This is a genomic window from Kaistia sp. MMO-174 (assembly GCF_037147815.1).
Taxonomy (GTDB): domain Bacteria; phylum Pseudomonadota; class Alphaproteobacteria; order Rhizobiales; family Kaistiaceae; genus Kaistia; species Kaistia nematophila.
Map to the genome: position 1 here is coordinate 487,862 of NZ_JBBCUO010000003.1, position 26,934 is coordinate 514,795.

Below are 26,934 nucleotides of genomic sequence, written 5' to 3' on the forward strand. Positions count from 1 at the left end.
GCCCCATGGCAATGCAAGCCGCAGCACTTCGATCCGCCGGCCTGGCCGCCAACAAAAATCCCGCCCTTTCGGGGCGGGATTCTTCCAGTTCGCAAATGCCCTTGCGGGATCAGGCGGCTTCCGGAGCCGGCTGCTCGGGGAGCGGCTCCTGACCCTTGCGGGCGCGCATCAGATTGACGAAGCGCGTGAACAGGTAGTGGCTGTCCTGCGGGCCGGGCGATGCCTCGGGGTGGTACTGCACCGAGAAGATCGGCTTGTCCTTGACGCGCAGGCCGCAGTTCGAGCCGTCGAACAGCGAGACATGCGTTTCCTCGACGCTATCGGGCAGCGAGGCGGCGTCGACGGCGAAGCCGTGGTTCATCGAGGTGATCTCGACCTTGCCGGTGGTGCGGTCCTGGACCGGATGATTGGCGCCGTGATGGCCCTGATGCATCTTCTTGGTCTCGCCGCCGAGCGCGATGCCGAGCATCTGGTGGCCGAGGCAGATGCCGAACAGCGGCACATCGGCCGCGATCACGTCCCGGATCGCCGGCACGGCATATTCGCCGGTGGCGGCCGGGTCGCCCGGGCCGTTCGACAGGAAGACGCCATCCGGCTTGTGGGCCAGGATGTCCTCGCCGGTCGCCGTCGCAGGCAGCACGGTCACGTCGCAGCCGGCATCGGCGAGCAGGCGCAGGATGTTGCGCTTGATGCCGTAGTCGACGGCCACGACCTTGTGGACCGGGGTTTCCTCGTGGCCATAGCCCTTGTTCCAGACCCAGGTCGTCTCGTCCCAGCGGAAGGTCTGGCCGGTGGTGACGTCCTTGGCGAGGTCCATGCCGACGAGGCCGGGCCAGGCGGCGGCTTCCTTGCCGATCGCCTGCTGATCGAAGGCGCCGTCCGGCGCGTGGGCGATCACGGCATTCGGCATGCCTTTCTCGCGGATCAGCGCCGTCAGCGCGCGCGTATCGACGCCGGCGATACCGACGATGCCGCGCGACTTCAGCCAGGCGTCGAAATTCTTCAGGGCGCGATAGTTGGACGGGTCGGTGATGTCGGTCTTGATCACGCAGCCGCGCACGCCCGAGGCCGACGCCATGTTGACGGTCTCGATGTCCTCGTCATTGGTGCCGACATTGCCGATATGCGGGAAAGTGAAGGTGATGATCTGGCCGGCATAGGAGGGGTCGGTCAGGATTTCCTGGTAACCGGTCATCGCCGTGTTGAAGCAGACCTCGCCGACCGCGTGGCCGACCGCGCCGATCCCTCGGCCCTCGATCACGGTGCCATCGGCAAGGATCAGAAGCGCCGTCGGCTTCGGCTCCGCCCAGACGTTTTCATCCGCGATCGTGTCGGTCAGCATTGTTTCGGCCATGGTCTACCTGCGGGTCTCGAGATGGGGCGCCAGGTGCGTGCCGGCAAGCTCATGCCGCACAAAAACGCGGCGGATCTCCCGGATCCACCGCCTCGCGCCCATTTGTCCGGAAACTAGGCCATGCCGCCGGACCCGTCAACCCGAAGAAGAAAATACAAAATCCATATATTTCAATACGTTAGATTGGATGCGCTTGAAGGACGCGCCAAGCTTCTCTATGCTGCGGCAACGTTCAAGGAGATTGACGATGCGCGAGACCATCACCGCAGCCCTGAAAGCCGCAACGCTGGCCCAGGACAAGAAGCGCACCGGCACGCTTCGCCTGATCTCGGCCGCCATCAAGGATCGCGACATCGCCGCCCGCACCGGCGGCTCCGGCCAGGCAACGGATGCCGAGTTGATCGACCTGCTCGCCAAGATGGTCAAGCAGCGGCTCGAATCCGCGAAGATCTATGAAGACAATGGCCGCCCCGAGCTCGCCGCGCAGGAGCGCGAGGAGATCGCCGTCATCGAGGAATACCTGCCCAAGCAGTTGAACGAGGACGAGGCAAAGGCCGCCATCGCCGCCATCGTCACCGAGACCGGCGCGACGGGCATCCGCGACATGAACAAGGTGATGTCCGAGCTGAAGGCCCGCTATGCCGGCCAGATGGACTTCGCCAAGGCGAGCGCCGCCGTCAAGGCAGCCCTTTCCAGCTAAGGAACCGCCATGGAACTGCCGCCGGCCCTTCGCGACGCCGTCGACGCGGCGCTCGAGGGCGCCTCGACGGCAGTCCTTGCCGAAGCTTCCGCCATGCTCTCGCAGCGCTATCGCAGCGAGCTGCGCGACGGACGCTTTCACGTGTCGGAAGACGACGCCGCGCGCGCCTATCTGGCGGCGCGGCTGCCGGCCACCTTCGCCGCCGTGCGCGCGGCGATGGATGCGGCTGAAGCGCAATTGCAGACCTTCCGGCCAGGATCCCTGCTCGATCTCGGCGCCGGACCGGGCACCGCCATGTGGGCGGCGCGCGACACCTGGCCGACGATCGACGACACGCTGATGATCGAGGGCAGCCCGACCATGCGGCGCTGGGGCGAGACGCTCGCCGCCTCCGCCGCGCCGTTCCGGCGCGAATGGCGCGCGGCGGATTTTTCGAAAGAAGCGCTCGCGATCGAGCCGCGCGACCTCGTCACCATCGCCTATGTGCTGGACGAACTGGAAAGCAGCGCCCGCGCCACGCTGATCGACGCTGCCTGGCGCGCGACCGGCACGCTGCTGCTGATCGTCGAGCCCGGCACGCCGGCCGGCTGGCAACGCATCCTCGACAGCCGCGCCCAGCTCCTGGACCTCGGCGCCCACATCGCGGCGCCCTGCGCGCATGAGGCGCCCTGCCCGATCGCGGCGCCCGACTGGTGCCATTTTTCCCGCCGCGTGGCGCGAACGAAGATCCATCTGCGCAGCAAGGGCGCCGTGGTGCCGTTCGAGGACGAGAAGTTCATCTACCTCGCCGCCACACGCGAGCCGGTCGCGGAGCATCCGGCGCGGGTGCTGGCGCCGCCGCGCGCCGGCAGCGGCAAGGTCAGCTTGAAGCTCTGCCTCGCCTCCGGCGCCGCCGAGACGCGCCTGATCACCAAGCGCGACGGCGACTTGTTCAAGGCGGCGCGCCGGATCGACTGGGGCGACGCGCTCGAGGTTTAGGGGACGATTTTGTTCACCTCTCCCGCGGGGCGAGGTCGATGGCCAGAGGCGTGGCGAGGGTCTGGCAGGGAGGAACCGAGGCACGGTGCCGAAGTGCCATCAAACCGCCCTGCATAGCGGGCATAAGTAGCCTGGAGCCTTTGCCCTTCGCGCTGCCACGCCCTAAATTCAAAGGTCACCATCGTTCCGGAATCCAATGCGCTTCTCGCCTTCCTTCCTCGATGAAATCCGCGCCCGCCTGCCGATCTCCTCGATCGTCGGGCAGCGTGTGACGTGGGACCGGCGAAAGTCCCAGCCGCAGAAGGGCGATTTCTGGGCCTGCTGCCCGTTCCATGGCGAGAAGTCGCCTTCCTTCCACGCCGAGGACCGCAAGGGACGCTACCACTGCTTCGGCTGCGGCGAATCAGGCGACCATTTCACCTTCCTGGTGAAGCTCGAGGGCCTCTCCTTCCCCGAAGCGGTAGAGCGGCTGGCCGGCGAGGCTGGCCTCTCCATGCCTGCGCGCGACGTCCACGCCGAGGCCGAGGAGCGCAAGCGCGCCTCGCTGCACGAGGTGATGGAGCTCGCCTGCCGCTTCTTCGAGGAGGGGCTGCAATCGCGCGACGGCGCCGGCGCTCGCGGCTACCTGAACGGCCGCGCCCTCGGTCCCGACATCCAGCGCCGCTTCCGCCTCGGCTATGCGCGGGCGAGCCGCAACGCGCTGAAGGAATTCCTCGCCGCGAAGGGCGTGCCGCACGAAGACATGGTGGCGACGGGCCTGCTGATCTCGGGCGAGGACATTCCGGTCTCCTATGACCGCTTCCGCGACCGCGTGATGTTCCCGATCACCGATTTTCGCGGCCGCATCGTCGCCTTCGGCGGCCGCGCGCTTTCCGCCGACGCGCCGGCGAAATACCTGAACTCGCCGGAGACGGTGCTCTTCCACAAGGGCGACCTGCTCTACAACGGCTTCGAGGCGCGCAAGGCGGTCCAGAACGCCGGCACGATCATCGCCGTCGAGGGCTATGTCGACGTCATCGCCATGGCGACGGCGGGCTTCGGCCATACGGTGGCGCCGCTCGGCACGGCGCTGACCGAGCGCCAGCTGGACCTGCTCTGGCGGCTGACGCCGGAACCGATTCTCTGCTTCGACGGCGACAAGGCGGGCCTGCGCGCCGCCTACCGCGCCGCCGACCTGGCGCTCGCGGCGCTGAAGCCTGGCAAGACGGTCCGCTTCGCTCTGCTGCCGGAAGGCCAGGACCCTGACGACCTGATCCGCTCGGCCGGCCGCGAGGCGATGGCGCAGGTGCTCGCCGCGGCGCGGCCGCTGTTCGACATGGTGTGGACGCGCGAGACGGATGGTGGCGGATTCGAGACGCCGGAGCGGCGCGCGGCGCTCGAGGCGCGGCTGCGCGACATCGCCAAGACCGTCGCCGACGAGAGCATCCGTCATCACTACGAGCAGGCATTTGCCGAGCGGGCGCGCGAATTCTTCGGCTATGGCCAGAAGGGCGGCAACCGCCAGCAGCGCGGCGGCAATGGCGGCGACCGGCGCAACGGCGCCAACAATCGCGCCGGCGGCGATGGCGCGCGGAACTTCCGGCAGCCGCCGCCGATCATCTCGGAGAGCCTGAAACGGTCGACAACGCTGTCGGGCCGGGTGCAGCCGCCGCTGCGCGAAGTCGTGCTCGTCATGACCATGGCAAACCACCCGGGCCTTGTCCCCGACCTTCTGGATGAATTCGCCCAGATCGAGTTGACGAATCGCGAACTTGACTCCCTTCGCACGCAAATCCTAGAGATTGCCGCCGAGGATCCTCATATCGAAAGCGGGGGGTTGCGCGACCGGCTGGTTACCGCGCGCTTCGGCGACTTGCTCGGCAAGCTCGATCTACAGATCGAGCGCTGCGGCAACTGGCAGGCAAGGGCGGATGCGTCGGATCGTGACGCAGCGGATGGTTGGATGCAGGCTCTCACCTTGCACAGAAAGGCGCGAACGTTACATAAGGAACTCAAGGATGCCGAGGCGGCACTAGCCACCGACCCCAGCGACGCCAATTTGGCGCAGATGATCGACATCCAGAACCAGATGGCAAACAGCGAAGGCACGGAGGCCCTGATTGAGGGCTTCGGATTAAGTTCGGGCAGACGATCCAAGCCGATGTAGGATGATCGGGACGGGATCGACAAGCGGCGGCGTAAGGTTAAGCGGGCCTTAAGACACGAAGTCTAATTGACGGGCGACCGACGGCGGGAGGAATTCCTCCTGCCGCCTCTAGGATTTAACGGTGGTGAGCGAGCGCGACGGACGAGAACCGTCTGGCGCGAAGCCTCCGCCAAGACGGAGAACAGCATGGCGACGAAGGTTCAGGAAAACGAAGAGGCCCAGGACGCGCAGACCGAACCGCAGGACGGTCCGCTTCTCGACCTCTCGGATGCCGCCGTCAAGCGGATGATCAAGGTCGCCAAAAAGCGCGGCTTCGTGACCTATGAAGAGCTGAATTCCGTCCTTCCGTCCGAGCAGGTCGGGTCGGAGCAGATCGAGGACATTCTCTCGATGCTCTCCGAAATGGGCATCAATGTGATCGAGGCCGACGAGGTCGAGGAGGCCGAGGAAACCGGCGCCGACGCCGACGAGGAAGCGGGCGAGCTCGCCGAATCAACCGGCACCGCCGTCGCCCGCACGACGACGACCAAGGAGCCGACCGACCGCACCGACGACCCCGTGCGCATGTATCTGCGCGAGATGGGTTCGGTGGAGCTGCTGTCGCGCGAAGGCGAAATCGCCATCGCCAAGCGCATCGAGGCCGGCCGCGAGACCATGATCGCCGGGCTCTGCGAGAGTCCCCTCACCTTCCAGGCCATCATCATCTGGAAGGAGGAGCTTGCCGAGGGCAAGATCCTGCTGCGCGACATCATCGATCTCGAGGCCACCTATGCCGGCCCCGAGGCGAAGAACGCGCCGATGGCCGGCCCCGGTGACGGGCCGTTCAACGAGGAAGGCGAGGAAGAAGACGGCGACGCCGCCATGCCGCGCCCGCCGGAGGGCGATGGCGACGACGAAGACGACATGGAAAACAACATGTCGCTCGCCGCCATGGAGGCCGAGCTGAAGCCGAAGGTCGTCGAGACCTTCGAGAACGTCGCCGAGAACTACAAGAAGCTGCGCCGCCTGCAGGACCAATTGGTCGAGGGCCGCCTCAAGAACGAGACGCTCTCGCCCTCGCAGGAGCGCCGCTACAAGAAGCTGAAGGACGACCTCATCCTCGAGGTGAAGTCGCTCTCGCTCAACCAGAACCGTATCGATTCGCTGGTCGAGCAGCTCTACACGATCAACAAGAGCCTGGTCAGTTCCGAGGGCAAGCTGCTGCGCCTCGCCGAGAGCTATCGCGTCAGCCGCGAGGAGTTCCTGCGCGAATACCAGGGCTCGGAGCTCGATCCGAACTGGCTGCGCCGGGTCGCCAATCTCGGCGGTCGCGGCTGGAAGGACTTCGTCACCAACGGCAAGGACCGGATCCGCGAACTGCGCGGCGAGATCCAGAACCTCGCCACCGAGACGGGCCTGGAGATCACCGAATACCGCCGCATCGTGCACATGGTGCAGAAGGGCGAAAAGGAAGCCCGCCAGGCCAAGAAGGAAATGGTCGAGGCCAACCTTCGCCTCGTGATCTCGATCGCCAAGAAGTACACCAACCGCGGCCTGCAGTTCCTTGACCTGATCCAGGAAGGCAATATCGGCCTGATGAAGGCCGTCGATAAGTTCGAATACCGCCGCGGCTACAAGTTCTCGACCTACGCGACCTGGTGGATCCGCCAGGCGATCACCCGTTCGATCGCCGACCAGGCCCGCACGATCCGTATCCCGGTCCACATGATCGAGACGATCAACAAGATCGTCCGCACCTCGCGCCAGATGCTGCACGAGATCGGCCGCGAGCCGACCCCGGAAGAGCTGGCCGAGAAGCTGGCCATGCCGCTCGAAAAGGTCCGCAAGGTCCTGAAGATCGCCAAGGAGCCGATCTCGCTCGAAACGCCGATCGGCGACGAGGAGGATTCGCATCTCGGCGACTTCATCGAGGACAAGATGGCGATCCTGCCGATCGATGCCGCGATCCAGAGCAATCTTCGCGAAACAACGACGCGCGTTCTCGCGTCGTTGACCCCGCGCGAGGAAAGAGTGCTGCGCATGCGCTTCGGCATCGGCATGAACACCGACCACACGCTGGAAGAAGTCGGCCAGCAGTTCTCGGTGACGCGCGAACGCATCCGCCAGATCGAGGCGAAGGCGCTGCGCAAGCTCAAGCATCCGAGCCGCTCGCGCAAGCTGCGCTCGTTCCTGGACAACTGATCGTCCGGGACCGCTACTGCCTGCTCCCAAAGGGCCGCTCGCGAGAGCGGCCCTTTTGTTTTAGGATCCCGTCCATGAACGTCCGCGCCATCATCGAAAATGCCGGCCTCCCCCGCCGTGGCTTCACGGTGAAGAAGGTCGAGCGCATGAGCGAGATCGGCCCTCCGACAGCTCGCTCGGCTTCGATCTCGGCCCCAAGGCGCTCTTCTACGCGCATTTCGGCATTCGGGAACTCTGGGTGATCGACGCGACCACCAACACGATCCATGTCCACCGCGATCCGGTCGGCGGGCGCTACCGGTCGATCACGCCATGGACGGCCCAGGATGTCGTCATGCCGGCCTTCGCGCCGGCCGAATTCGCGCTGCGCCTCGCCGATCTCGACCTCGGCGGCTGATCGCGCTAAGCCTCGGACCCAGATATCCATCTCAGAGGGTCCATCCATGTCGTTCCTGAAGAAGCTGTTTGGCGGTGGCGGCGGCGGTCCGAGCCCGGCCGAGGCCAAGGGCGAAGCCACCGAATACAAGGGCTACAACATCCGCCCTGCCCCCTATTCGGAAGGCGGCCAGTACAAGACGGCCGGCTATATCGAGAAGACGATCGACGGCGTCGAAAAGTCCTACCGCTTCGTCCGCGTCGATTCGCACACCAGCCGCGACGCCGCCGCCGATTTCGCCGTGATCAAGGGCAAGCAAATCATCGACGAGCAGGGCGACCGGATCTTCGACGCAAGCTGACCCCCTCGCCTCTCCCGGCGCGCGTCGCGGAGGACTGAGGACGCAGGCACAAAAAAGCCGGCTGCGGTGACGCGGCCGGCTTTTTCGTTTTTGCGGGAAGCGGCGCTACTGGGCGCAGCTGCCATCCGGCTGGACGGCGCCACCGGGGCAGTCGCCGCCACGCTGCGGACGCTCGCGGCGCTCGGGCTGGCGCTGCTCCTGCGGCGGCTCAGGCTGCCCCTGCTGCTCCATCTGCGGCTCGCGCTGACGGCGCGGACGCTCCTGCTGCGGCTCCGGCTGGGGCTGCAGTTCCTCCTGCTGGGGGCGCTGGCGACGCTGGCGCGGCGCTTCCTCGCCCTGGGCAGGCGCTTCCGGCTCCGCCTGGGGCTCGACCTGCGGACGCTTGCGGCGCGGCGCCTCCGGCTGGGCCTCATCCTGCGGACGAGCCTCCGGCTGCGGCTCGGCAGCAGGCTGCTCCTGGCGCGGCTGCGCTTCCTCGGCCGGCTGGACCGGACGCTTCTTGCGCGGCGGTTCCGGCTGAGCATCGGGCTCGGGGGCAGAAGGCTGCTCGGCCTTCGGCGCGGCTTCGGGAGCAGGCTTCGCGTCTGGCGCAGGCTTGGGCTCGCGGGCGGGCTTCGCCTCCGGTGCTGGCTTCGCCTCCGGCGCAGGCTGTTCGGCGGCGGGCGCCTCGACCGCCGGCTTGGCCGGGCGCTCCTTGCGCGGCTGCTCGGGCTTGGCCGGCTCGTCCTGCGGCGGCTGCGCCGGACGCACGTCCGGCTTGTTTCCGGGCTGCTCGGCGGCAGGCTGCTCGGCAGGCGCCGGCTGCACGTCGGCCGGCTTTCCGGGACGATCCTTGCGCGGACGCTCGCCCTGCGGCTGTCCGTCGGGCTGCTGACCCGCCTGGTCCGGCGCAGGCTTCTGGTCGGGACCGCGATCCGGCCGGTTCGGCCGCTCGGGCTGGCCCTGGTCGACCGGCGGCGGATTGCCGTCGGCGGGGACCTGCGGCTCGGGCGGCTGCGGATTGGCCTCGACCTTCTTCAGCACCTCGTCGGCCCTGGCGGCGCGCTCCTGGCGAATGCGCTCCTGCTCGGCCTGGCGCTGCTCGGCCGCCTTCTTCGTCGCCGCGTCGATTTCGGCGGCGCGGGCGTCGGCTGCCTGGCGCTGCTGCGCGACGAGGTCGGCCTTCTCGGCCTTCAGCTTGTCGATCTCCGCCTGCATGCGGTCCCGCTGCTGCGGCTGGTCGCGATCGCGGCGCAGGTCGCGCCGCTCGTCGGGGCTGAGCACGGAAAGCAGCGCGGCCGAGACGACGCCGGCGACGGCCGCCTTCGGGTCGGGCTCGACATACTGGTGGATCAGCGTGCGATCGTCGCGCGGCACGTCGCGGTCGAAGCGGTCAGGACGGCCATCGAAGCGCTGATCGTCGATACGGGGACGGAACACGCCGATGCGGCCGCCCTGATCGTCGTCGAAGATATCGCTCTGGTCGTCGACATAGACGACCTCGCGGCCGGGACGATCGCGGCGGCCGACAGGCTCGTTGTAATAGCGGCCATCCTCGAATTTCGGCCGGCGCACGTCGCGCGCTTCGCCGAGATAGCGATCGATGTCGCGCACCGGGGCGGCGCGGCGGCCGATGTCGTCATCGTCGAAATAACGATCGTCGACGAACACCCAGCTCTCGGAGACCGGCGGGTCGTAGCGGCGCGGGGCGCCATACTGGTAGCCCGACCGGTCGGGCGCGATCGGCGCCCAGCCGACGGCGCCGCCGCCGACGCGGAAGGTCACCCAGGCCGGCGACCAGGTATCGCCCGGCACCCAGTACCAGCCATAGTCGGGGCTGTAGTCCCAGCGGCCATAGTGATAGGTGGCCCAGCCGAACGGCTCGCTCGACTCCCAGTACCAGCCATAATCGTCGGTCCAGGTCCAGCGGCCTTCCTGATACGGGCGCCAGCCGGCGCCACGGCGCTTCGGCACGAAGACGTAGCCATAGTCCTCATCCTCGATCCAGCGGCCATAGGGCTGCAGCTGGTCGAAGAAATAGCCGACGTCGCCCGAGGCGCGACTGGCGCGCGGGCGGCTCGAAACCGGCTGGGCGCGCGGCCGCGACGGCGCGGCCTGCGCCGGCTTCGGGCGCGGCGCCGGCGGCGTGGCGGCGGGCTGCGCATCCGCGACACGGACCGGCTCGGCCTCCGCCTGCGTCGCGCCATTCTCGGCCGACTGGTCGTATTCGTCCATGTCGGTGGTATCGGCGGGAGGCGCGCTCTCGTCGGTCGCCGCGGGCGCCTTGGAGCGCAGTTCCAGCCTGTAGGGAATGTCGACGACGCCGGTCACCACGGCGGCCCCCGCGACAACGACGCCGCCGGCCAGAGCGGCACCAACCAGACCCAAGAGTTTCATAGTCACCTTCCCGTCGTTTCCGGACCTCGCGGCCGGTCGTACCGAATCACGTCCAAGCGCCGACCTCGGTCAGCAGGGCCATTTCCCCGATTTCACCCGGCGAAAACGGCATGGGCGAGGCTCAATCAAGGCCATTTCAACGGCCGAAGCGCCTCAATTGTCGCTTCCTCAATCGCTCGCCGCGCCTGAACGTTCCCTGAATGCCGCACCACCGGCGATTGGCGGCGAGGCGCGGAGGTGCCATCCTGCGCGGCGGCGGAACGACGGGAGAGACGGGACGAATGGCATCAGGGGATCGGGCTTTGAGCAAGGGGTCGGCGATGGCCGGAGCGCGGGCGCTGGCGCTGCTGGCCACGCTGCTGCTACCGGCCGCCCTGCCCGCCCCGGCGCTTGCCGACGGGCTGCGACTCGCCCCCTACAAGGACGAGCTGTTCCAGTACGGCAAGGTGCTGGAGAGCGCATCGAACGGCGACTTCCGCATCGTCGACTATGACGAGCTGCGCGACATCAACGGGCGCGACGAGATCCCGGAGCGCAAGGCGCAGGGCAAGTACGTCTCGCTCAAGACCAAGCGGGTCGAGGACCACCTGACCTACAAGGTCGGCGGCCGCAGCCTCAAATATGTCGGCGCCGGCGCCACCAGGGGCCCGGCCCGCATGATCGTCATCTACCTGCATGGCCAGAACGGCACCCGCTTCCAGGGCGCCGACGACTGGACCTTCGGCGGCAATTTCAATCGCGTGAAGAACATGACTGTCGCCGCCGGCGGCGCCTATCTCTCGCCCGATTTCTCGGATTTCGAAGCGAACGGCACGGCGGAGATAAAGGCGCTGATGCTGGACTACGCCGCCCGCTCGCCGGGCGCGCCGATCTTCGTCGCCTGCGGCTCCTATGGCGGCAAGCTGTGCTGGTCTCTGGCGCGCGATCCGGAAGCGGCGTCGATGATCTCCGGCCTGATCCTGCTCGGCTCGCTCAATGATCCCGGCTTCCTGAAGACGGCGGCGATGAAGAAGGGCGGCCGCCCGATCCCGATCTTTCTCGGCCATGGCAGCCGCGACCCGATCATCGACTGGAAGACGCAGCAGGCGTTCTTCGACAGCGTGCGCAAGAAGATGCCGGGCTATCCGATCAAGTTCGTGCTGTTCCAGGACGGCAACCACGGCACGCCGATCCGCATGACCGACTGGCGCGAGACGCTGAACTGGATGCTGGCGACGGACGGGAAGTAGAGCTTTCCCGCACCAGCGCGGGCTGCAGAGCCTAGCCCCGTCGTACAGGCTCAACCATCATCCTGCCCGGCAGAGCCGGGCCTCGAAGGAGGGGCCAGAAGGGCAAGACTCGAGCGTCCTCCGGATCCTCCTTCGAGGCTTCGCTTACGCGAAGCACCTCAGGATGATGGCGGAGGAACATCCGGGCGACGGAGCCGGGGAAGACGCGATCGCCTAGCCGGCGATCGCTTTCCCGTCAGATATTACCCTGGAACGTGTTGCACTGGTTGAGGTCGCCGGACTGGTAGCCACGCTTGAACCAGGCGCTGCGCTGCGCCGAGGTGCCATGCGTGAAGCTCTCGGGCACGACGACGCCCTGGGTGCGCTTCTGGATGGCGTCGTCGCCGATCTGGGTCGCGGCGTTCAACGCCTCGTCGATGTCGCCGGCCTCCAGCATGCCTTTCTGGTCGGTGCGGTTTGCCCAGACGCCGGCATAGCAATCCGCCTGCAGCTCGACCTTGACGGACAGCGCGTTGGCGTCCGCGCGGCTCATGTTCTGCCGCATCTGGTTGAACTTCGGCAGGATGCCCTGAAGATCCTGGACGTGGTGGCCAACCTCGTGGGCGATCACGTAGGCCTGGGCGAAGTCGCCCGGCGCGCCGAAGCGACGTTTCAGCTCGTCATAGAAGGCGAGGTCGATATAGACCTTCTTGTCGAGCGGACAATAGAAAGGGCCGGAAGCGGCGCTGGCCTGGCCGCAGGCCGAGCGCGTCATGCCCGAGAAGAGCACCAGCGGCGTCGGCTCGTAGGTCTCGCCGGCCGATTTGAAGATGTCGGTCCAGACGTCCTCCGTGCTGCCGAGCACCTTGGAGACGAAGGCCCTGCCGGCGTCCTCGCTGCCGGAGCCGGTGCGGCTCGGCGTCGGCGCCTGCTGGTAGCTGGTGTCCTGCGTGTAACTGCCGCCGCCTCCGCCGCCTGTCACCATGATGAGCATCTGGATCGGGTTGATGCCGAAAACCAGCCAGCCTATGCCGACGATCAGGGCGATCGTCACCAGCGATCCGCCGCGCAGCGGGATGCCGCGTCCGCCGCCCATCCCGGCCGGGCGATAGCCTCCGTCCAGCCCGCCGGATCCGTCGCTGCGCCGATCTTCGACGTTCTCGCTTTCGCGCTGTCCATCGAGACGCATGGACAATCTCCCTCTTGTCGCGGACGCCGCCGCGCGTTGCATGCTGCCGAAACTAGACCCGCCAGCGCGCCGCCGCCAGTGGAACCAACGCGAGCGCGGCCCATACAGTTGCCTGCAGGGGTTCCCCCATCCGGCCTTTTCCCCTATAAGGCCGCTCTAGCCTATACACGCCCCCTGCTCGATGGCCCGCGCGCACTCCCGCGTCGGGTCTTTTGCTACGCGCGAGACGAAATTGCCGAAACGTACAGATATCCAATCGATCCTGATCATCGGAGCTGGCCCGATCATTATCGGCCAGGCTTGCGAGTTCGATTATTCCGGTACCCAGGCCTGCAAGGCCCTGAAGGACGAAGGGTACCGAATCATCCTCGTGAACTCGAATCCGGCGACGATCATGACCGATCCGGATCTGGCGCACGCGACCTACATCGAGCCGATCACGCCGGAAATCGTGGCCAAGATCATCGAGAAGGAGCGTCCCGACGCGCTGCTCCCGACGATGGGCGGCCAGACGGCGCTGAACTGCGCGCTGTCGCTGAAGAAGATGGGCGTGCTCGACAAGTTCAACGTCGAGATGATCGGCGCCACGGCGGAAGCGATCGACAAGGCCGAGGACCGCGAGCGGTTCCGCGACGCGATGACGAAGATCGGGCTGGAGACGCCGCGTTCGCGTCTCGCCCATTCGCTCACCGAGGCCCTGCCGGCTCTGGAAGAGATCGGCCTGCCGGTCATCATCCGTCCGTCGTTCACGCTGGGCGGCACCGGCGGCGGCATCGCCTATACGCGCGAGGAATTCATCGACATCGTCGAGAGCGGCGTGGATGCCTCGCCGACCGACGAGGTCCTGATCGAGGAAAGCGTCCTCGGCTGGAAAGAGTATGAGATGGAGGTTGTCCGCGACAAGAAGGACAACTGCATCATCATCTGCTCGATCGAGAACATCGATCCGATGGGCGTCCATACCGGCGACTCGATCACGGTCGCGCCTGCGCTGACCTTGACCGACAAGGAATACCAGATCATGCGCGACGCCTCGCTGGCGGTGCTGCGCGAGATCGGCGTCGAGACGGGCGGCTCCAACGTGCAGTTCGCCGTCAACCCAGCAGACGGCCGGCTGATCGTCATCGAGATGAACCCGCGCGTGTCGCGCTCTTCCGCTCTGGCATCGAAGGCGACCGGCTTCCCGATCGCCAAGGTCGCGGCCAAGCTGGCCGTCGGCTACACGCTCGACGAGCTCGAGAACGACATCACCGGCGGCGCCACGCCGGCCTCGTTCGAGCCGACGATCGACTACGTCGTCACCAAGATCCCGCGCTTCGCCTTCGAGAAGTTCCCGGGCGCCTCGCCGGTCCTGACCACCGCGATGAAGTCGGTCGGCGAAGTCATGGCGATCGGTCGCACCTTCCAGGAATCGTTGCAGAAAGCGCTGCGCGGCCTCGAGACCGGTCTTTCCGGCCTCGACGAGATCGAGATCCCCGGCCTCGGCCAGGGCGACGACGCCAACGCGATCCGCGCCGCCATCGGCACGCCGACGCCCGACCGCCTGCTGAAGGCGGCCCAGGCGCTTCGCCTCGGCGTCTCCGTCGAGCAGGTGCATGAGATCTGCAAGATCGATCCGTGGTTCCTCAAGGAAATCAAGGGGATCATCGACACGGAGCAGAAGGTCCGCGCGCATGGCCTGCCGAAGACGGCCGGCAGCTTCCGCCGCCTGAAGTCGATGGGCTTCTCCGACCAGCGGCTGGCCAACCTGACTGGCGCCACCGCGGCCGAGATCAAGGCGCTGCGCGTCTCGCTCGGCGTCCACCCGGTCTACAAGCGGATCGATACCTGCGCGGCCGAGTTCGCCTCGCCGACCCCCTATATGTACTCGACCTACGAGACGCCCTTCACCGGCGCGCCGGTCAGCGAGGCCGAGCCCTCCGACCGCAAGAAGGTCATCATCCTCGGCGGCGGCCCCAACCGCATCGGCCAGGGCATCGAGTTCGACTATTGCTGCTGCCATGCCGCCTTCGCGCTGAAGGATGCCGGCTATGAAGCGATCATGGTCAACTGCAACCCGGAAACCGTCTCGACCGACTACGACACGTCGGACCGGCTCTATTTCGAGCCGCTGACGTCGGAAGACGTGCTGGAGATCATCCGCGTCGAGCAGTCGAACGGCACGCTGCACGGCGTCATCGTCCAGTTCGGCGGCCAGACCCCGCTGAAGCTGGCGGCGGCGCTCGAGGAGGCCGGCGTGCCGATCCTCGGCACCTCGCCCGACGCGATCGACCTCGCCGAAGACCGCGACCGCTTCTCGAAGCTGCTCGTGAAGCTCGGCATCCGCCAGCCGAAGAACGGCATCGCCTATTCGGTCGAGCAGGCCCGCCTCGTCGTCGCCGATCTCGGCTACCCGCTCGTCGTGCGCCCGTCCTACGTGCTCGGCGGCCGCGCCATGCAGATCATCCGCGACGACGACACGCTGTCCGACTACCTGCTCGGCACGCTGCCGGAGCTGGTGCCGGCAGAGGTCAAGGTCCGCTACCCGAACGACAAGACCGGCCAGATCAACACGCTGCTCGGCAAGAACCCGCTGCTGTTCGACCGCTACCTGTCGGACGCGACCGAGGTCGACGTCGACGCGCTCGCCGACGGCAAGACGGTCTTCGTCGCCGGCATCATGGAGCACATCGAGGAGGCCGGCATCCATTCGGGCGACAGCGCCTGCTCGCTGCCGCCGCATTCGCTGAGCGAGGAGACGATCGCCATCCTCGAGGACCAGACGCGCAAGCTGGCGCTGGCACTCGAGGTCGGCGGCCTGATGAACGTCCAGTACGCGATCAAGGACGGCGAGATCTACGTGCTCGAAGTGAACCCGCGCGCCTCGCGCACGGTGCCCTTCGTCGCCAAGACCATCGGCCTGCCGGTGGCGAAGATCGCCTCCCGCGTCATGGCCGGCGAAAGCCTCGAGAGCTTCGATCTCAAGGCGGCGCGCCGTGACCACATCGCGGTCAAGGAAGCCGTCTTCCCGTTCGCCCGCTTCCCCGGCGTCGACACGCTGCTCGGCCCGGAAATGCGCTCGACCGGCGAGGTCATGGGCCTCGACTACGACTACGCCGTCGCCTTCGCCAAGAGCCAGCTCGGCGCCGGCAACTCGCTGCCGAAGGCGGGCACGGTGTTCGTGTCGATGCGCGATTCGGACAAGGCCGGCATCGTCGAGCCGATGCGCCGCCTCGAGGCGCTCGGCTTCAAGATCATCGCCACCAGCGGCACCCAGCGCTTCCTCGCGGAACAGGGCATCGCCTGCGCGAAGATCAACAAGGTCGCCGAAGGCCGCCCGCACATCGTCGACGCGATCAAGAACGGCGACGTGCAGCTGGTCTTCAACACCACCGAGGGCGCCCGCGCGCTCGGCGACAGCCGTTCGATGCGCCGCGCCGCGCTTCTCCACAAGGTGCCGTACTACACGACCCTTTCCGGAGCGGTCGCCGCGTCGCTCGGCATCGAGGCCTATGCGACCGGAACCCTGGAAGTCCGGCCGCTGCAGGCCTATTTCGAGTAGTCCGAGGGCTTGCGGGCCGCGATCCGGCCCGCAAGCATCCCCCTTGCGCTTGCCGCAATCGTGGACGACACTCGCAGGCGGAATTTGCCGTGCGAGTACCCGGAGGCTAGCGCGCCGCGCCTGGCGGCGCCGCCTCCGGTTTTTTGAAGTCAGGTGGCTGGCTCCCTTGGGCGCCGGCGCCTGAATTATTGTGCTTCTGCCCTTCTGGGCCGGGGCCAAGAAGGAAGAAAAGGCCAGAAAGACCATGGAAAAGGTTCCGATGACCGTTGGCGGTCATGCGGCTCTCGAAGTGGAGCTGAAGCGTCTGACCTCGGAAGAGCGCCCGCGCATCATCGCGGCGATTTCGGAAGCGCGCGCGCATGGCGACCTTTCGGAGAACGCCGAATATCACTCGGCCAAGGAAGCGCAGAGCCACAATGAGGGCCGCATCGCGGAGCTCGAGGACAAGCTCTCGCGCGCCGAAATCATCGACGTGAGCAAGCTGACCGGCGAGACGATCAAGTTCGGCGCCACGGTCAAGCTCGTCGACGAGGACACCGAGGAAGAGCGGATCTACCAGATCGTCGGCGACCTCGAAGCCGACGTCCGCTCCGGCCGCATCTCGATCTCGTCGCCGATCGCGCGCGCCCTGATCGGCAAGGGCCCCGGCGACACAGTCGCCGTCACCGCCCCCGGCGGCGAGCGCTCCTACGAAGTGCTCGAAGTGGCGTTCCGCTGAGAAGCGGGCTTCCGCCCACCGGCGGATAATTCAGGCTCCGGGGCGGCCGCGATCGATGCGCGGCCGCCCCGTCGTCTATTCGGCCCGGACAGTCTTCGCGCCGGAAAGCGGCGTGGCGCGCGCTAGACTGCCGCCCTGACGCGTATGCGCTTGCGATAATAGACCACGTCCTCGATGCCGGTCGCCTCGAACGGATCGTCCGACAGGTCGATCCGGCTGATGCCCTGCACCACGTCCTGATACTGGCCCGCATCCAGCCGCGACTGGATCGCCCGTTTGAAGACGCGCCGCATCCGCGACCATTCCTCGAACATCTCGCGCTTCCGTCCCGGCATCGCGTGATTGTAGACGGCCTGCCGCAACTGGTCGCAGAATGCGTGCCAGTGATAGGAGCCGGCCCGGAAGCCGGACCGCTCCTTCAGGCCGATGCGCTCGAAGCCCTGATCGTAGAAGGCGATGTGATGATCGCCGAACGGGAACAGGCGCGCATCCCAGGGACGCCTCGGCCCGACATAGTGGACGATCGCCGGATCAATCAGCGATTCAAGCTCCAGCCGGAGCAGGAAGGTCTGGAAGTTCCACCGCGGCGAGAGGCAGTTCCACGCGCCCTTCAGGCTGAAGTTGAGATAGTCCTGGTCGCCCGACATGCCGATGCCGGGCCCTGCGCTCTCGCGCTTGAACGCCGCATAGCTTTGCAGCATCGCCCGATGATCGAGCGCGTTCCACTTCTCGACATCCATGAGCAGCAGGCCCGAGTTGAATGTCCTGCCGTCGGTGATGCCGAGACGCTTCTTGTAGAGCCCGACATCGAAGCCGTGCTGGGACGCCCCCTCGTCCATCATCCCCTCGCCCGCGGCGAGGGGAAGACCGCGCATGTCCATCTCGAACAGGGGCGATACCGGCCCCAGTACGCTGACATCCGCGTCGAGATAGAGGGCGCGGTCATAGGTCCCGGCGAAGACCATCGGCGCGAACATGCGCGTGAACGACATGCGCGCCCACGCCGCGCCGGTGTTCTCAAGCCCCTCCGGGACATAGCGGCCGAGGTCGTTCGGGAGGATGCGGACGCCGTCTGGCACCCGGTAGCCCGCTGCGGGCTCGCCGTCGAGCAGGATGGCGACGTCGAAATTGCGACCGGGCTCCCGCACCAGCGCGCTACTGACGGCAAGCGCGATGGGCAGGAAACGGTCATTGACGACGAAATAGACGACGTTCCGCATGACGGTCCTGTCGGATGGATATGCGTGTTTCAAGAACGGGCCGCCGGTCGGATCACGCGTCCTCCAGCAGCTTCAGCCTGGCGCTGAAGGCGCTGCTCGGCTCGAAGTGGAACACGCCGCGAACTGGCGGACCATCCGCGACGACCTCCCAGTCCAGGGTGGCGGCGAGTTCCTCGATGAAGACGGCGCTCGTCTCGATGGTCCAGTCGCCGCCGAGGCAGCGGTGCTTGTCCATGCCGAAGGGCGCGTAGGCATCCATCGACTGCTTCTCGCCGAGGAAGCGGGTCGGGTCGAAGGTCGATGGCTGGACGAACTTGTTCGCGTCGCGATGCCCTTCCCAGACGCAGATCCGCACGCGCGTGTCCTTGGGAAAGAAGAAGCCGTTGAACACGATGTCGCGGGTGGTGGCGCGATGAATGAACTCGCTCTGCTCCATGCGCAGCGATTCCTGCGCCATCGACCGGGCGAGCGCCCGCCGTTCCGGCCCCGCCGCCGCCGCGCGAACGCGGGGAAGGATCGACGAATCCCGCGACAGCATGTTCATGATCCAGAACCAGAGGCCGTGCAGGTCGTAGCGCGACGCCTCGGTCATCTGGATTAAATTGCCGATGACGGTCTCGTCGGGATCGCCCTTGGCCAAGGCGATGGCAAGCAGACTTTCACTGTCCTTCCCCTCGCCGTGCTCCTTCTCGATGACCTGCCCGACAATGGTTCGCAGACGCTTGTAGGCTGCCCTGTGCTTGTCCTTGGCGACCAGGAAGATCCCGTTCGGCGCGTATTCGTTATAGGCGTTCTCCAACGGCTCGTAGAACGGACTGTCGCGCTTCACGCCAAGGATGAGCCGCAGCTGGATTTCCGTCGTCGCCTTCTTGAAGGCGTGGGTAATGGTCGCCGCGGACAGCGGCCCCTCCATCCGGGACAGACCGACCAACGTCTTGCGGACCACGCTCCGCATGAACGCATCGTGATCCGCCAGGTTCAGTCCCTTGAAGATGTCGATGAAGATCCGGCGATACTTGCGATGCGTGTCGCCTTCCATCGCCCGCAGGAACCCGAACGGGAACAGGTCGCTGAGATCGGTCGTCGCGGCGCGGGTCTTGCCCTCGTTCTCGTTCAGGAACTTGCGGCCGATCTCGTGCCCCACGATGCAGGTCGTGAACTTCCCGCCCCACCAGACCTTGAAGATCGGCCCGAGCCGCTCCGACTCCTTGATCAGCAGCATCTGATCGGCAAGCGCGGTGTTGGAGAGAATGCGCAGACGTCCAGGCGGAAGCGGCTTGCCCTTGAAGGCAGCGCGAAATCCATGCTGCAACGTTACCCGGCGAAGATGCAATTCTTTCCCGAGACGCCTCAATCCGATCAAGTGATTATCGGGCATGACCAGACTCCTGTTGCGTAAATCATCTGTACTTGTTCAAATCAATATTTCATACAACTCGGAAATCGAACCGCCGAAGAGCCAAGCGAATGAGATCCGTCGTCATTAGTCTCGCGAGAATGGAAGAGCGGCGGACCCAGATCGCGGATCAGTTCGGAGCCCAGGGGCTCGACTTCGATTATCTGGATGCCTTCGACGCCCGCCAGGACGCGCATATACCGGTGTCGCGCTATGACGAGGCGGCGAGCCTTGCCCGCTACGGCGCGCCTCTAAAGCCGGCCGAGATCGCGTGCTATGCGAGCCACTATGCCGCCTGGCAGCTCTGCCGCGAAAGCGGCGAGCCCCTGGCGATTTTCGAGGACGACGTCGTGCTTCATCGAGGCTTTGCCGAGGTGCTGCAACTGGCGGCGTCGCGCATCGAGCGACATCGGCTGATCCGCCTGTTCGGCAAACATGCTCGCAAGACCCGGGATCTGGAACAACTGACATCAGGCTACCGCCTCGTCCGATTCCTGCACGGACCGATCGGCACGCAGTGCTACTGCCTCTCGCCGGATGGGGCCGCCGCCCTCCTCGCCCATGCCGACCGCTGGAGCGAACCGGTCGATCACTATCTCGACCGCTTCTGGCTGCACGGGCTCGCGAGCAAGGCGATCCTCCCCTACCGGCTGGAGGAAATGGACCGCGCCAAGATCGAGGGCGCGATCGGCGAGCGGCGGCAACGCCGGCGCGGCAAGGCGAAATTCCGCAGGGAATGGACCCGCCAAACCGATCTGGTCGCTCGCTGGCTCTACAATCTGCGCCACTGGCCACGCTGAGGCCGGATCCGGCACGTCGGGGGACGGCAGCCTGGCCCCCTCCGGCATTACGCGGCCCCCAGGGCGACGCGCTGCGCGCGGGCCGGTGCGGGGCGCGTCTCCAGCGGCGGCGCGATCAGATGGGCGAACAACGCCTGGTTCTCCCGCACATAGGCGGGAAAGCTCTCGTCGAGGTCGCGATGGAACAGCCTGCGGCTCCCCATGTCGCTGATCGCGATTCCGGCCGAGAGCAGGCGCTCGAGCTTGTCCGAATTCAGATAGTCTTCCGGCACGGTGTTGTGGGCGGCATAGGACTTCAGCTTCCGCCGGATCGCATCGATGCCGCCGAGATAGGAGAAGTGCCAGCCCGCATTGCGGACGACGCGGCGGCGGACAATCTGGCGCATCTGCAGCGACGCCTTGATCGCGCGCGGAATGTCGTGCCGCCACGAAGGCGAAGGGCCATAGACTTTGCGCAGGCGCTCCATGGTCCGGAGATCGGCACGACGGACGGCGCGCGGACCGCTGCGCAACCAGAACGCGTCCAGTTCGAGATTCAGGAAGTAGTTGAACATCCTCAGCTCGAAGCAGAGCACCTCCCGCGCGCGCGGCGGCTCTGCCCTCAGGCGGCGCAGCGTCTCGGCCGACAGGATTTCATCGAGGTCGGAGAGCAGGACGATGTCGTCCGGCGCAGCATCGCGCACCCCATCCAGCAATCCGTCGCACTGCTTGCGCCGGCGTGCCCAGCCGTCCTCCTGCCCGCCCGAGGTATCGACCACGATGTAGACGATCTTGTCTTCAAAAGCCTTGAAACGCGCCCGATTGAGCTCGAAATGCAGCGGCTTGGGCTGCCCGGAGAAGGTAGTCGTAGCTTCGGCAATAACAAAACGGTCGACAAACGGCGCCATCTCATGCAGCCGGATCTCGAGCAAGTCGAGTTCATTGAAGAGCAGAAAACAATCGAACAATCGCACCATGCGGTCCGCCGAGACAAAAAAACAACTAATAAGATCGAAGGCCAAAATAACAAATGGCCAACTACCACAGGTTGCCATTACAACCTACGGTATATTAAGGATTTCGACAATTCCGCCACGGAATCGTAGAACTGTTCTCAAATTAATCACAACACCCGGCGCCTGGCTCAACCGAATTCCGCTGCGTCAGTGAATATTCACAACGGCGTGATCTTTTGGTCGCGTCTTAGCCGAGCCACACTCCCGCCACAGTGACGGCGGTCACAACCTCGCCTGCCCGCATGAACAGAACCCAAGGGCGGAAAGTCGCCCGGCGCAGCCGCCGAAAGCGCCCCGATCCGCTTTACCTTGGCGCGCTGAGGCCCCACAAAGGCCTGCACCTCTTCAAGGCCGGCGGAATCGCCACGCGAGTTCGCCCAGGACCCATCCATGCTTTCGGCAAACCAGGTCGCGTCGCTATCGGCGATCATCATCACCAAGAACGAGGCCCGCGATCTGCCGGCCTGCCTTGCTTCGCTTTCGTTCTGCGACGAGATCGTCGTCGTCGATAGCGGATCGACGGACGCGACGGTCACGATCGCCGAGGCGGCCGGCTGCCGGGTTCTGATCCGCAGCGAATGGGCTGGTTTCGGAGTGCAGAAGCAGCGTGCTCTCGATGCAGCCACCAGCGACTGGGTGCTGTCGATCGACGCCGACGAACGGATTCCGCCGGCGCTTGCGACAGAGATCCGCGCGGCGCTGGCGACGGCCGATGGACCGGCCGGCTATCGCGTCAATCGCCTCAACACTTTCCTGGACAAGCCGCTGCGCCATGGCGGCTGGTATCCCGATCGCCATCTGCGGCTCGCGCGGCGCGACGTCGCCCGCTTCACCCCGGATCTCGTGCACGAGAGACTGGTCGTCGACGGCGCCGTCGGCGAGCTTTCGACCGAGATGCCGCATCTGAGCTATGTCGATTTCGACGAGGTGCTGGACAAGCAGCGCCGCTATGCGCTCTCCGGCGCCGCGCAACGGCAAAAGAGCGGCCGAAAGGGCGGCGTCGGCAAAGCGGCGCTGCGCGCCGTCTGGCTGTTCTTCCGGCTCTACGTGATCAAGCGCGGCTTCCTGGATGGCCGCGCGGGCTTCCTGGCCGCGGCCGCAAACGCGCAGGAGATGTTCTGGCGCTACGCCGCGACCGGCTGGAAGCCATAGGGACCGAGGATCGCGCTCGCTCCCCTACTCGATCGGGACCAGGGGCTCGTCCTTGATGCGGCGGATGGTGAGCGTCGTGCGGACGCTGGCGACATTGGCCGCCGCCGTCAGTTCCTCGACGAAGGCCTGGAAGGATTTCAGCGTCGGGGCGACGCATTTCAGGATGAAATCCGCCTCGCCCGAGAGCATGTAGCATTCGCGCACGATCGACCAGTCGCGCACGCGCGCGCCGAACGCCGCGAGATCGGCCTCCGCCTGGCTGGACAGCCCGATCATCGCGAAGGCGGTGACGTCGTAGCCAAGCGCCGCCTCGTCGACCAGCGCGCGGTATCCCTCGATGATCCCCGCCTCCTCGAGCGCGCGCATGCGGCGCAGGCAGGGCGGCGCGGAGATGCCGGCGCGGCGCGCCAGCTCGACATTGGTGATGCGACCGTCAGCCTGCAATTCCTTCAGGATCTTCCAGTCGATCGCGTCTAAACGGGCTTTCACGCTGGCCTCACGGCGAAAGTATCTCTTTCAGGAAAGAAAGCCGGGGATGCAGGGCGGCAATCGGATATTCGAGTCTGGCCCAATTGCCTTGATTCGGAAACAATTGTTCGCGAGAACGCACAGGATCGCATAGCTCGCACAACTGTATGCGCTCCACACACCCCTCCAGGGACGCTGCCTTCAAAAGCGGATGTCCCGACACTATGTCTGGGCCCATCATGCAGCACGCCAAGCTCATCATCGTCGGATCCGGCCCCGCCGGCTACACCGCCGCCATCTATGCAGCCCGCGCTATGCTGGAGCCGATGCTGATCGCCGGCGTCCAGCCCGGCGGGCAATTGACCATCACCACCGACGTCGAGAACTATCCGGGCTTCGCCGACGTCGTCCAGGGCCCCTGGCTCATGGAGCAGATGCGCGCCCAGGCCGAGCATGTCGGCACCAAGATGGTGTCCGACCACATCGTCGAGGCGGACCTGTCGCAGCGCCCCTTCATCCTGAAGGGCGATTCGGGCGAGGTCTATGCCGCCGACGCGCTGGTGATCGCCACCGGCGCGCAGGCGAAATGGCTCGGCATCGACAGCGAGCAGAAGTTCAAGGGCTTCGGCGTCTCCGCCTGCGCCACCTGTGACGGCTTCTTCTACCGCGACAAGGATGTCGTCGTGGTCGGCGGCGGCAACACGGCGGTCGAGGAAGCGCTCTATCTGGCGCATATCGCGAAAAAGGTGACGATCGTCCACCGCCGCGACCATTTCCGCGCCGAGCGGATCCTGCAGAACCGCCTGTTCGGCCTCGACAATGTCGAGGTGATCTGGGACAGCGTCGTCGACGAGGTCGTCGGCAAGACCGGATTCCCGCCTTCGGTGACGGGGGTGAAGCTGCGCAACGTGGTGACCGGCGAGGTCAGCGAGCGCGAGACGCATGGCGTGTTCGTGGCGATCGGCCACGCGCCGGCGGTCGAGATCGTCCGCGGCCAGCTCGACCTGAAGCCGTCCGGCTATATCTGGACGGCGCCCGATTCGACCGCGACCAGCATTCCCGGCGTCTATGCCGCCGGCGACGTGACGGACGAGACGTTCCGGCAGGCGGTGACCGCGGCGGGTCAGGGCTGCATGGCGGCACTCGAGGCGGAACGCTGGCTGGCTGCCAATCCGGTTGTGACCGAGACCGCAGCCGCCGCCGAATAGAAACGATAACAGGGCTGGTGGTTGCGGAGGGGGCTGTCCATCCATGGACTGGGACAAACTGAGGATTTTTCACGCGGCAGCGCAGGCCGGCTCGTTCACCCATGCCGGCGAGGCGCTGGGCATGAGCCAGTCGGCCGTCAGCCGCCAGGTCGGCGCGCTGGAGCAGGATCTCGGCGTCCCCCTCTTCCACCGCCATGCCCGCGGCCTGATCCTGTCCGAACAGGGCGAGCTGCTCTACCGCACGTCGCAGGACGTGATGCAGAAGCTCGAGGGCGTGAAGATCCGCCTGACGGATTCGCGCGAGAAGCCGACCGGCACGCTGCGCATCACCACCACGGTGGCGCTCGGCTCGACCTGGCTGACCCAGCGCATCAATGAATTCGTCGACCTGCATCCGGACCTGAACCTGCACCTGATCCTCGACGACCAGGAGCTGGACCTGACCATGCGCCAGGCCGACGTGGCGATCCGCCTGCGCCAGCCGGTGCAGCCGGACCTGATCCAGCGCCGGCTGTTCACGGCGCACTATCACGTCTACGCCTCGGAGGACTACGTCGCCCGCTTCGGCAAGCCCGAGACGCTCGACGACCTCGAAGGCCACCGCATCGTCACCTTCGGCGTGCCGGTGCCGCCCAATATCCGCGACGTGAACTGGCTGGAGATCGCCGGCCGTTCCTCGGACAACCCGCGCGAGCCGGTGGTTCGAATCAACAACATCTACGCGATCAAGGCTGCCGTCGAACGCGGCACGGGCATCGCCATCCTGCCGGACTACATGATCGAGGAAGGCTCCTCGCTCGTGAAGCTGATGCCGGAGGCACAGGTGCCGAGCTTCCCGACCTATTTCTGCTATCCGTCGGAGCTCAAGAATTCCGCCAGAGTGACGGCTTTCCGCGATTTCATGCTGGCCAAGGCTCAGAACTGGCAGTTCTGAGCCGCCATTGCCCTGAATCCAGGCACAGTTTTGCGACAATGCCCGGACAGATCCGCGCGGCATTTTGAATGTTTTCCCTAAGGTTCCAGATTTAGGGCGCTAAGCGGAATATTTTTCCATATCGTCAGCAAAATATCCCGCCTCGGGCGCAGATATCTCGTCGAGACGAACACGGCATTGCGTTATGCCGGAAATGCATAGCTGTGATGCACGTCTGCTGGTTGATTAGGCAGCCTGACCAATCCATATACGGGTCAGTTGATGCGTTGGGCCGCCGCTCCCTCCTCCCTGCGGTGGGCTCGACCTCAGCTGTTCCCCTCTGGAAGGTGTTTGCTGCGCATTTCCCTGCCGCAGCAACAAAGACTTAGCCGGGCCTCGCAAGAGTGCCCGGCCTTTTCTTTTCTGAGCCGACTTTCGAGATCGGACAGCGCGCCCGATCTCAGATATCGCCTACAAATCAGGCATGCTCACATATAGAGCGCTTCGCTCTCCAGCCCCTTGTAGAGCCCGGCGACGAATTCCCCATAGCCATTGAAGAGCTGCGTCGGCACCCGCACGTTCGTGCCGATGACGGTCTCCGACGCCTGGCTCCAGCGCGGATGCGGCACCTCGGGATTCACATTGGCCCAGAAGCCGTATTCCGAGGATTGCAGCTGCTGCCAGAAATTGACCGGCCGCTCCTCGACGAAGCTCACCTTGACGATCGATTTGATCGACTTGAAACCATATTTCCAGGGCGTGTGCAGGCGGATCGGCGCGCCCATCTGCTTCAGCAGCGGCTTGCCGTAGACGCCCGTCACCATGAAGGCGAGCTCGTTGGTCGCCTCGGCCATGGTGAGCCCCTCGACATAGGGCCAGGGATAGAAGGGCTGGTTCTGGCCCGGCGCCATCGCCGGATCCAGGAAGGTCTCCATCTGGATGTATTTCGCGCCCGAGAGCGGCTTGGCGAAGGCGACGAGATCGGCGAGCGGGAAGCCGGTCCACGGCACCGTCATCGACCAGGCCTCGACGCAGCGATGGCGATAGAGCCGCTCCTCCAGCTTCATCGCCTTCAGGAGGTCGTCGATGCCGACGGTCTTCTCCTTCTCGACGAGCCCCCCGAACTGGATCGTCCAGGGCCGGATCTTCAGCGCCTGCGCCGCGTCGGCGAGCTCCTTGTCGGTGCTGTATTCGTAGAAGTTGTTGTAGTGCGCGTTAATCTTTTCCGGCGTCACGTCCCGCTCGATCTTGTAGCGCGGATTGCGCGCCGCCGGGTAAAGCCCGGCGCTCGGGTCGGCTTCGGCGGCGCGGGCGAGGCCGGGCAGCACCATCGAGCCGGCCGCAAGCCCGATCGCCCCCATGCCGGCCGCGGCCAGGATCTCGCGGCGACTGAGAAAGACCGATTCGGGGGTCGCGCGGTTCTCCGGAATCTCCCAGCCGCGCTTGCGACGAATGAGCATCGTTCTCTCCAGATTTCAGGATTGGCCCCACGGGCCAACAACTAGGAAGTCCGAGACGAAGGTCAAATCACTTTGACGTGGATGCCGGGGCTCCTGGCGGCGGCGAGGAAGCCGGAGGCGATAGTCATCTTCCCTTGCCATCCCGCGCCTCCCAGACTAGTTTCCGCGCCGCACAAACCCCTCTTCTTTCCACC

20 protein-coding genes and 1 pseudogene are annotated in these 26,934 nt (G+C 65.9%); 13 read left to right on the forward strand and 8 right to left on the reverse strand.

What is annotated here, in order from left to right; all coding sequences use genetic code 11:
- Positions 1 to 109 precede the first annotated feature (109 nt).
- Positions 110 to 1,354 (reverse strand): glutamine-hydrolyzing carbamoyl-phosphate synthase small subunit, encoded by a 1,245-nt coding sequence (gene carA, locus WFK98_RS14265; RefSeq protein WP_336800698.1) that lies wholly within the window; start codon positions 1,352 to 1,354, stop codon positions 110 to 112.
- A 247-nt stretch (positions 1,355 to 1,601) separates the two neighbouring features.
- Between carA and WFK98_RS14270 the strand changes: the two genes are divergently transcribed.
- From WFK98_RS14270 to WFK98_RS14295, 6 genes and pseudogenes are all read left to right on the forward strand, one after another.
- Positions 1,602 to 2,054, forward strand: a complete 453-nt coding sequence (locus tag WFK98_RS14270) for a GatB/YqeY domain-containing protein (protein ID WP_266338633.1) — start codon at positions 1,602 to 1,604, stop codon at positions 2,052 to 2,054.
- A gap of 9 nt (positions 2,055 to 2,063) precedes the next feature.
- Positions 2,064 to 3,032 (forward strand): small ribosomal subunit Rsm22 family protein, encoded by a 969-nt coding sequence (locus tag WFK98_RS14275; RefSeq protein ID WP_336800699.1) that lies wholly within the window; start codon positions 2,064 to 2,066, stop codon positions 3,030 to 3,032.
- Positions 3,033 to 3,228: 196 nt separating this feature from the next.
- Positions 3,229 to 5,178 (forward strand): DNA primase, encoded by a 1,950-nt coding sequence (gene dnaG / locus WFK98_RS14280; protein WP_266338635.1) that lies wholly within the window; start codon positions 3,229 to 3,231, stop codon positions 5,176 to 5,178.
- A 186-nt stretch (positions 5,179 to 5,364) separates the two neighbouring features.
- Positions 5,365 to 7,359, forward strand: coding sequence for an RNA polymerase sigma factor RpoD (gene rpoD, locus WFK98_RS14285; RefSeq protein WP_266338636.1), 1,995 nt, complete (start codon positions 5,365 to 5,367; stop codon positions 7,357 to 7,359).
- 181 nt (positions 7,360 to 7,540) lie between these two features.
- Positions 7,541 to 7,756, forward strand: a pseudogene (locus WFK98_RS14290) (Uma2 family endonuclease); the annotation flags it as partial.
- A 46-nt stretch (positions 7,757 to 7,802) separates the two neighbouring features.
- Entirely contained in the window at positions 7,803 to 8,096 is a 294-nt protein-coding gene (locus WFK98_RS14295) for an HlyU family transcriptional regulator (RefSeq protein ID WP_336800700.1), read from the forward strand.
- A gap of 105 nt (positions 8,097 to 8,201) precedes the next feature.
- Here the strand turns inward: WFK98_RS14295 and WFK98_RS14300 are convergent, their stop codons facing one another.
- Positions 8,202 to 10,472: a DUF6600 domain-containing protein gene (locus WFK98_RS14300; RefSeq protein WP_336800701.1), complete on the reverse strand. Its 2,271-nt coding sequence runs from the start codon at positions 10,470 to 10,472 to the stop codon at positions 8,202 to 8,204.
- A gap of 320 nt (positions 10,473 to 10,792) precedes the next feature.
- On the opposite strand from WFK98_RS14300, the gene WFK98_RS14305 reads away from it, so the two are divergent.
- Positions 10,793 to 11,701, forward strand: coding sequence for an alpha/beta hydrolase (locus tag WFK98_RS14305; protein ID WP_336800702.1), 909 nt, complete (start codon positions 10,793 to 10,795; stop codon positions 11,699 to 11,701).
- A gap of 235 nt (positions 11,702 to 11,936) precedes the next feature.
- Here WFK98_RS14305 and ypfJ read toward each other — a convergent pair whose 3' ends face one another.
- A complete protein-coding gene (gene ypfJ / locus WFK98_RS14310; RefSeq protein ID WP_266338640.1) occupies positions 11,937 to 12,869 on the reverse strand; it encodes a KPN_02809 family neutral zinc metallopeptidase in 933 nt (310 codons plus the stop codon).
- Between the two features lie 232 nt (positions 12,870 to 13,101).
- Here ypfJ and carB point away from each other — a divergent pair, with 232 nt between their 5' ends.
- Entirely contained in the window at positions 13,102 to 16,410 is a 3,309-nt protein-coding gene (gene carB / locus WFK98_RS14315) for a carbamoyl-phosphate synthase large subunit (protein WP_266338641.1), read from the forward strand.
- Between the two features lie 244 nt (positions 16,411 to 16,654).
- Positions 16,655 to 17,128, forward strand: coding sequence for a transcription elongation factor GreA (gene greA, locus WFK98_RS14320; protein ID WP_266338642.1), 474 nt, complete (start codon positions 16,655 to 16,657; stop codon positions 17,126 to 17,128).
- Between the two features lie 122 nt (positions 17,129 to 17,250).
- Here the strand turns inward: greA and WFK98_RS14325 are convergent, their stop codons facing one another.
- Both WFK98_RS14325 and WFK98_RS14330 read right to left on the reverse strand, forming a co-directional pair.
- Positions 17,251 to 18,348, reverse strand: coding sequence for a glycosyltransferase family 8 protein (locus WFK98_RS14325; RefSeq protein ID WP_336800703.1), 1,098 nt, complete (start codon positions 18,346 to 18,348; stop codon positions 17,251 to 17,253).
- 52 nt (positions 18,349 to 18,400) lie between these two features.
- Positions 18,401 to 19,726, reverse strand: a complete 1,326-nt coding sequence (locus WFK98_RS14330; RefSeq protein ID WP_336800704.1) for a cytochrome P450 — start codon at positions 19,724 to 19,726, stop codon at positions 18,401 to 18,403.
- An 89-nt stretch (positions 19,727 to 19,815) separates the two neighbouring features.
- Between WFK98_RS14330 and WFK98_RS14335 the strand changes: the two genes are divergently transcribed.
- Positions 19,816 to 20,544 (forward strand): glycosyltransferase family 25 protein, encoded by a 729-nt coding sequence (locus WFK98_RS14335; protein ID WP_336800705.1) that lies wholly within the window; start codon positions 19,816 to 19,818, stop codon positions 20,542 to 20,544.
- Between the two features lie 47 nt (positions 20,545 to 20,591).
- On the opposite strand, the gene WFK98_RS14340 is transcribed toward WFK98_RS14335, so the two are convergent.
- Entirely contained in the window at positions 20,592 to 21,545 is a 954-nt protein-coding gene (locus WFK98_RS14340; RefSeq protein ID WP_336800706.1) for a hypothetical protein, read from the reverse strand.
- A gap of 384 nt (positions 21,546 to 21,929) precedes the next feature.
- Between WFK98_RS14340 and WFK98_RS14345 the strand changes: the two genes are divergently transcribed.
- Positions 21,930 to 22,691: a glycosyltransferase family 2 protein gene (locus WFK98_RS14345; RefSeq protein ID WP_336800707.1), complete on the forward strand. Its 762-nt coding sequence runs from the start codon at positions 21,930 to 21,932 to the stop codon at positions 22,689 to 22,691.
- Between the two features lie 24 nt (positions 22,692 to 22,715).
- On the opposite strand, the gene WFK98_RS14350 is transcribed toward WFK98_RS14345, so the two are convergent.
- Positions 22,716 to 23,180, reverse strand: a complete 465-nt coding sequence (locus WFK98_RS14350) for an Lrp/AsnC family transcriptional regulator (RefSeq protein WP_266338648.1) — start codon at positions 23,178 to 23,180, stop codon at positions 22,716 to 22,718.
- 218 nt (positions 23,181 to 23,398) lie between these two features.
- Between WFK98_RS14350 and trxB the strand changes: the two genes are divergently transcribed.
- Positions 23,399 to 24,367: a thioredoxin-disulfide reductase gene (trxB, locus tag WFK98_RS14355; RefSeq protein WP_266338668.1), complete on the forward strand. Its 969-nt coding sequence runs from the start codon at positions 23,399 to 23,401 to the stop codon at positions 24,365 to 24,367.
- A 43-nt stretch (positions 24,368 to 24,410) separates the two neighbouring features.
- The gene (locus WFK98_RS14360; RefSeq protein WP_266338649.1) at positions 24,411 to 25,301 is read left to right on the forward strand and encodes a LysR family transcriptional regulator; all 891 of its coding nucleotides are present in this window, start codon (positions 24,411 to 24,413) and stop codon (positions 25,299 to 25,301) included.
- Positions 25,302 to 25,768: 467 nt separating this feature from the next.
- Here WFK98_RS14360 and msrP read toward each other — a convergent pair whose 3' ends face one another.
- Complete coding sequence (gene msrP / locus WFK98_RS14365) at positions 25,769 to 26,740, reverse strand: protein-methionine-sulfoxide reductase catalytic subunit MsrP (RefSeq protein WP_336800708.1); 972 nt, start codon at positions 26,738 to 26,740, stop codon at positions 25,769 to 25,771.
- Positions 26,741 to 26,934: the final 194 nt, after the last annotated feature.

Coding starts and splice junctions, on each gene's coding strand:
- msrP (WP_336800708.1), bottom strand. CDS start 26,740: ATGCTCATTCGTCGCAAGCGCGGCTGGGAGATTCCGGAGAACCGCGCG.
- trxB (WP_266338668.1), top strand. CDS start 23,399: ATGCAGCACGCCAAGCTCATCATCGTCGGATCCGGCCCCGCCGGCTAC.
- rpoD (WP_266338636.1), top strand. CDS start 5,365: ATGGCGACGAAGGTTCAGGAAAACGAAGAGGCCCAGGACGCGCAGACC.
- WFK98_RS14325 (WP_336800703.1), bottom strand. CDS start 18,348: ATGCGGAACGTCGTCTATTTCGTCGTCAATGACCGTTTCCTGCCCATC.
- WFK98_RS14345 (WP_336800707.1), top strand. CDS start 21,930: ATGCTTTCGGCAAACCAGGTCGCGTCGCTATCGGCGATCATCATCACC.
- WFK98_RS14330 (WP_336800704.1), bottom strand. CDS start 19,726: ATGCCCGATAATCACTTGATCGGATTGAGGCGTCTCGGGAAAGAATTG.
- WFK98_RS14275 (WP_336800699.1), top strand. CDS start 2,064: ATGGAACTGCCGCCGGCCCTTCGCGACGCCGTCGACGCGGCGCTCGAG.
- WFK98_RS14300 (WP_336800701.1), bottom strand. CDS start 10,472: ATGAAACTCTTGGGTCTGGTTGGTGCCGCTCTGGCCGGCGGCGTCGTT.
- WFK98_RS14305 (WP_336800702.1), top strand. CDS start 10,793: ATGGCCGGAGCGCGGGCGCTGGCGCTGCTGGCCACGCTGCTGCTACCG.
- ypfJ (WP_266338640.1), bottom strand. CDS start 12,869: ATGCGTCTCGATGGACAGCGCGAAAGCGAGAACGTCGAAGATCGGCGC.
- carA (WP_336800698.1), bottom strand. CDS start 1,354: ATGGCCGAAACAATGCTGACCGACACGATCGCGGATGAAAACGTCTGG.
- WFK98_RS14270 (WP_266338633.1), top strand. CDS start 1,602: ATGCGCGAGACCATCACCGCAGCCCTGAAAGCCGCAACGCTGGCCCAG.
- WFK98_RS14335 (WP_336800705.1), top strand. CDS start 19,816: ATGAGATCCGTCGTCATTAGTCTCGCGAGAATGGAAGAGCGGCGGACC.
- dnaG (WP_266338635.1), top strand. CDS start 3,229: ATGCGCTTCTCGCCTTCCTTCCTCGATGAAATCCGCGCCCGCCTGCCG.
- greA (WP_266338642.1), top strand. CDS start 16,655: ATGGAAAAGGTTCCGATGACCGTTGGCGGTCATGCGGCTCTCGAAGTG.
- WFK98_RS14295 (WP_336800700.1), top strand. CDS start 7,803: ATGTCGTTCCTGAAGAAGCTGTTTGGCGGTGGCGGCGGCGGTCCGAGC.
- WFK98_RS14360 (WP_266338649.1), top strand. CDS start 24,411: ATGGACTGGGACAAACTGAGGATTTTTCACGCGGCAGCGCAGGCCGGC.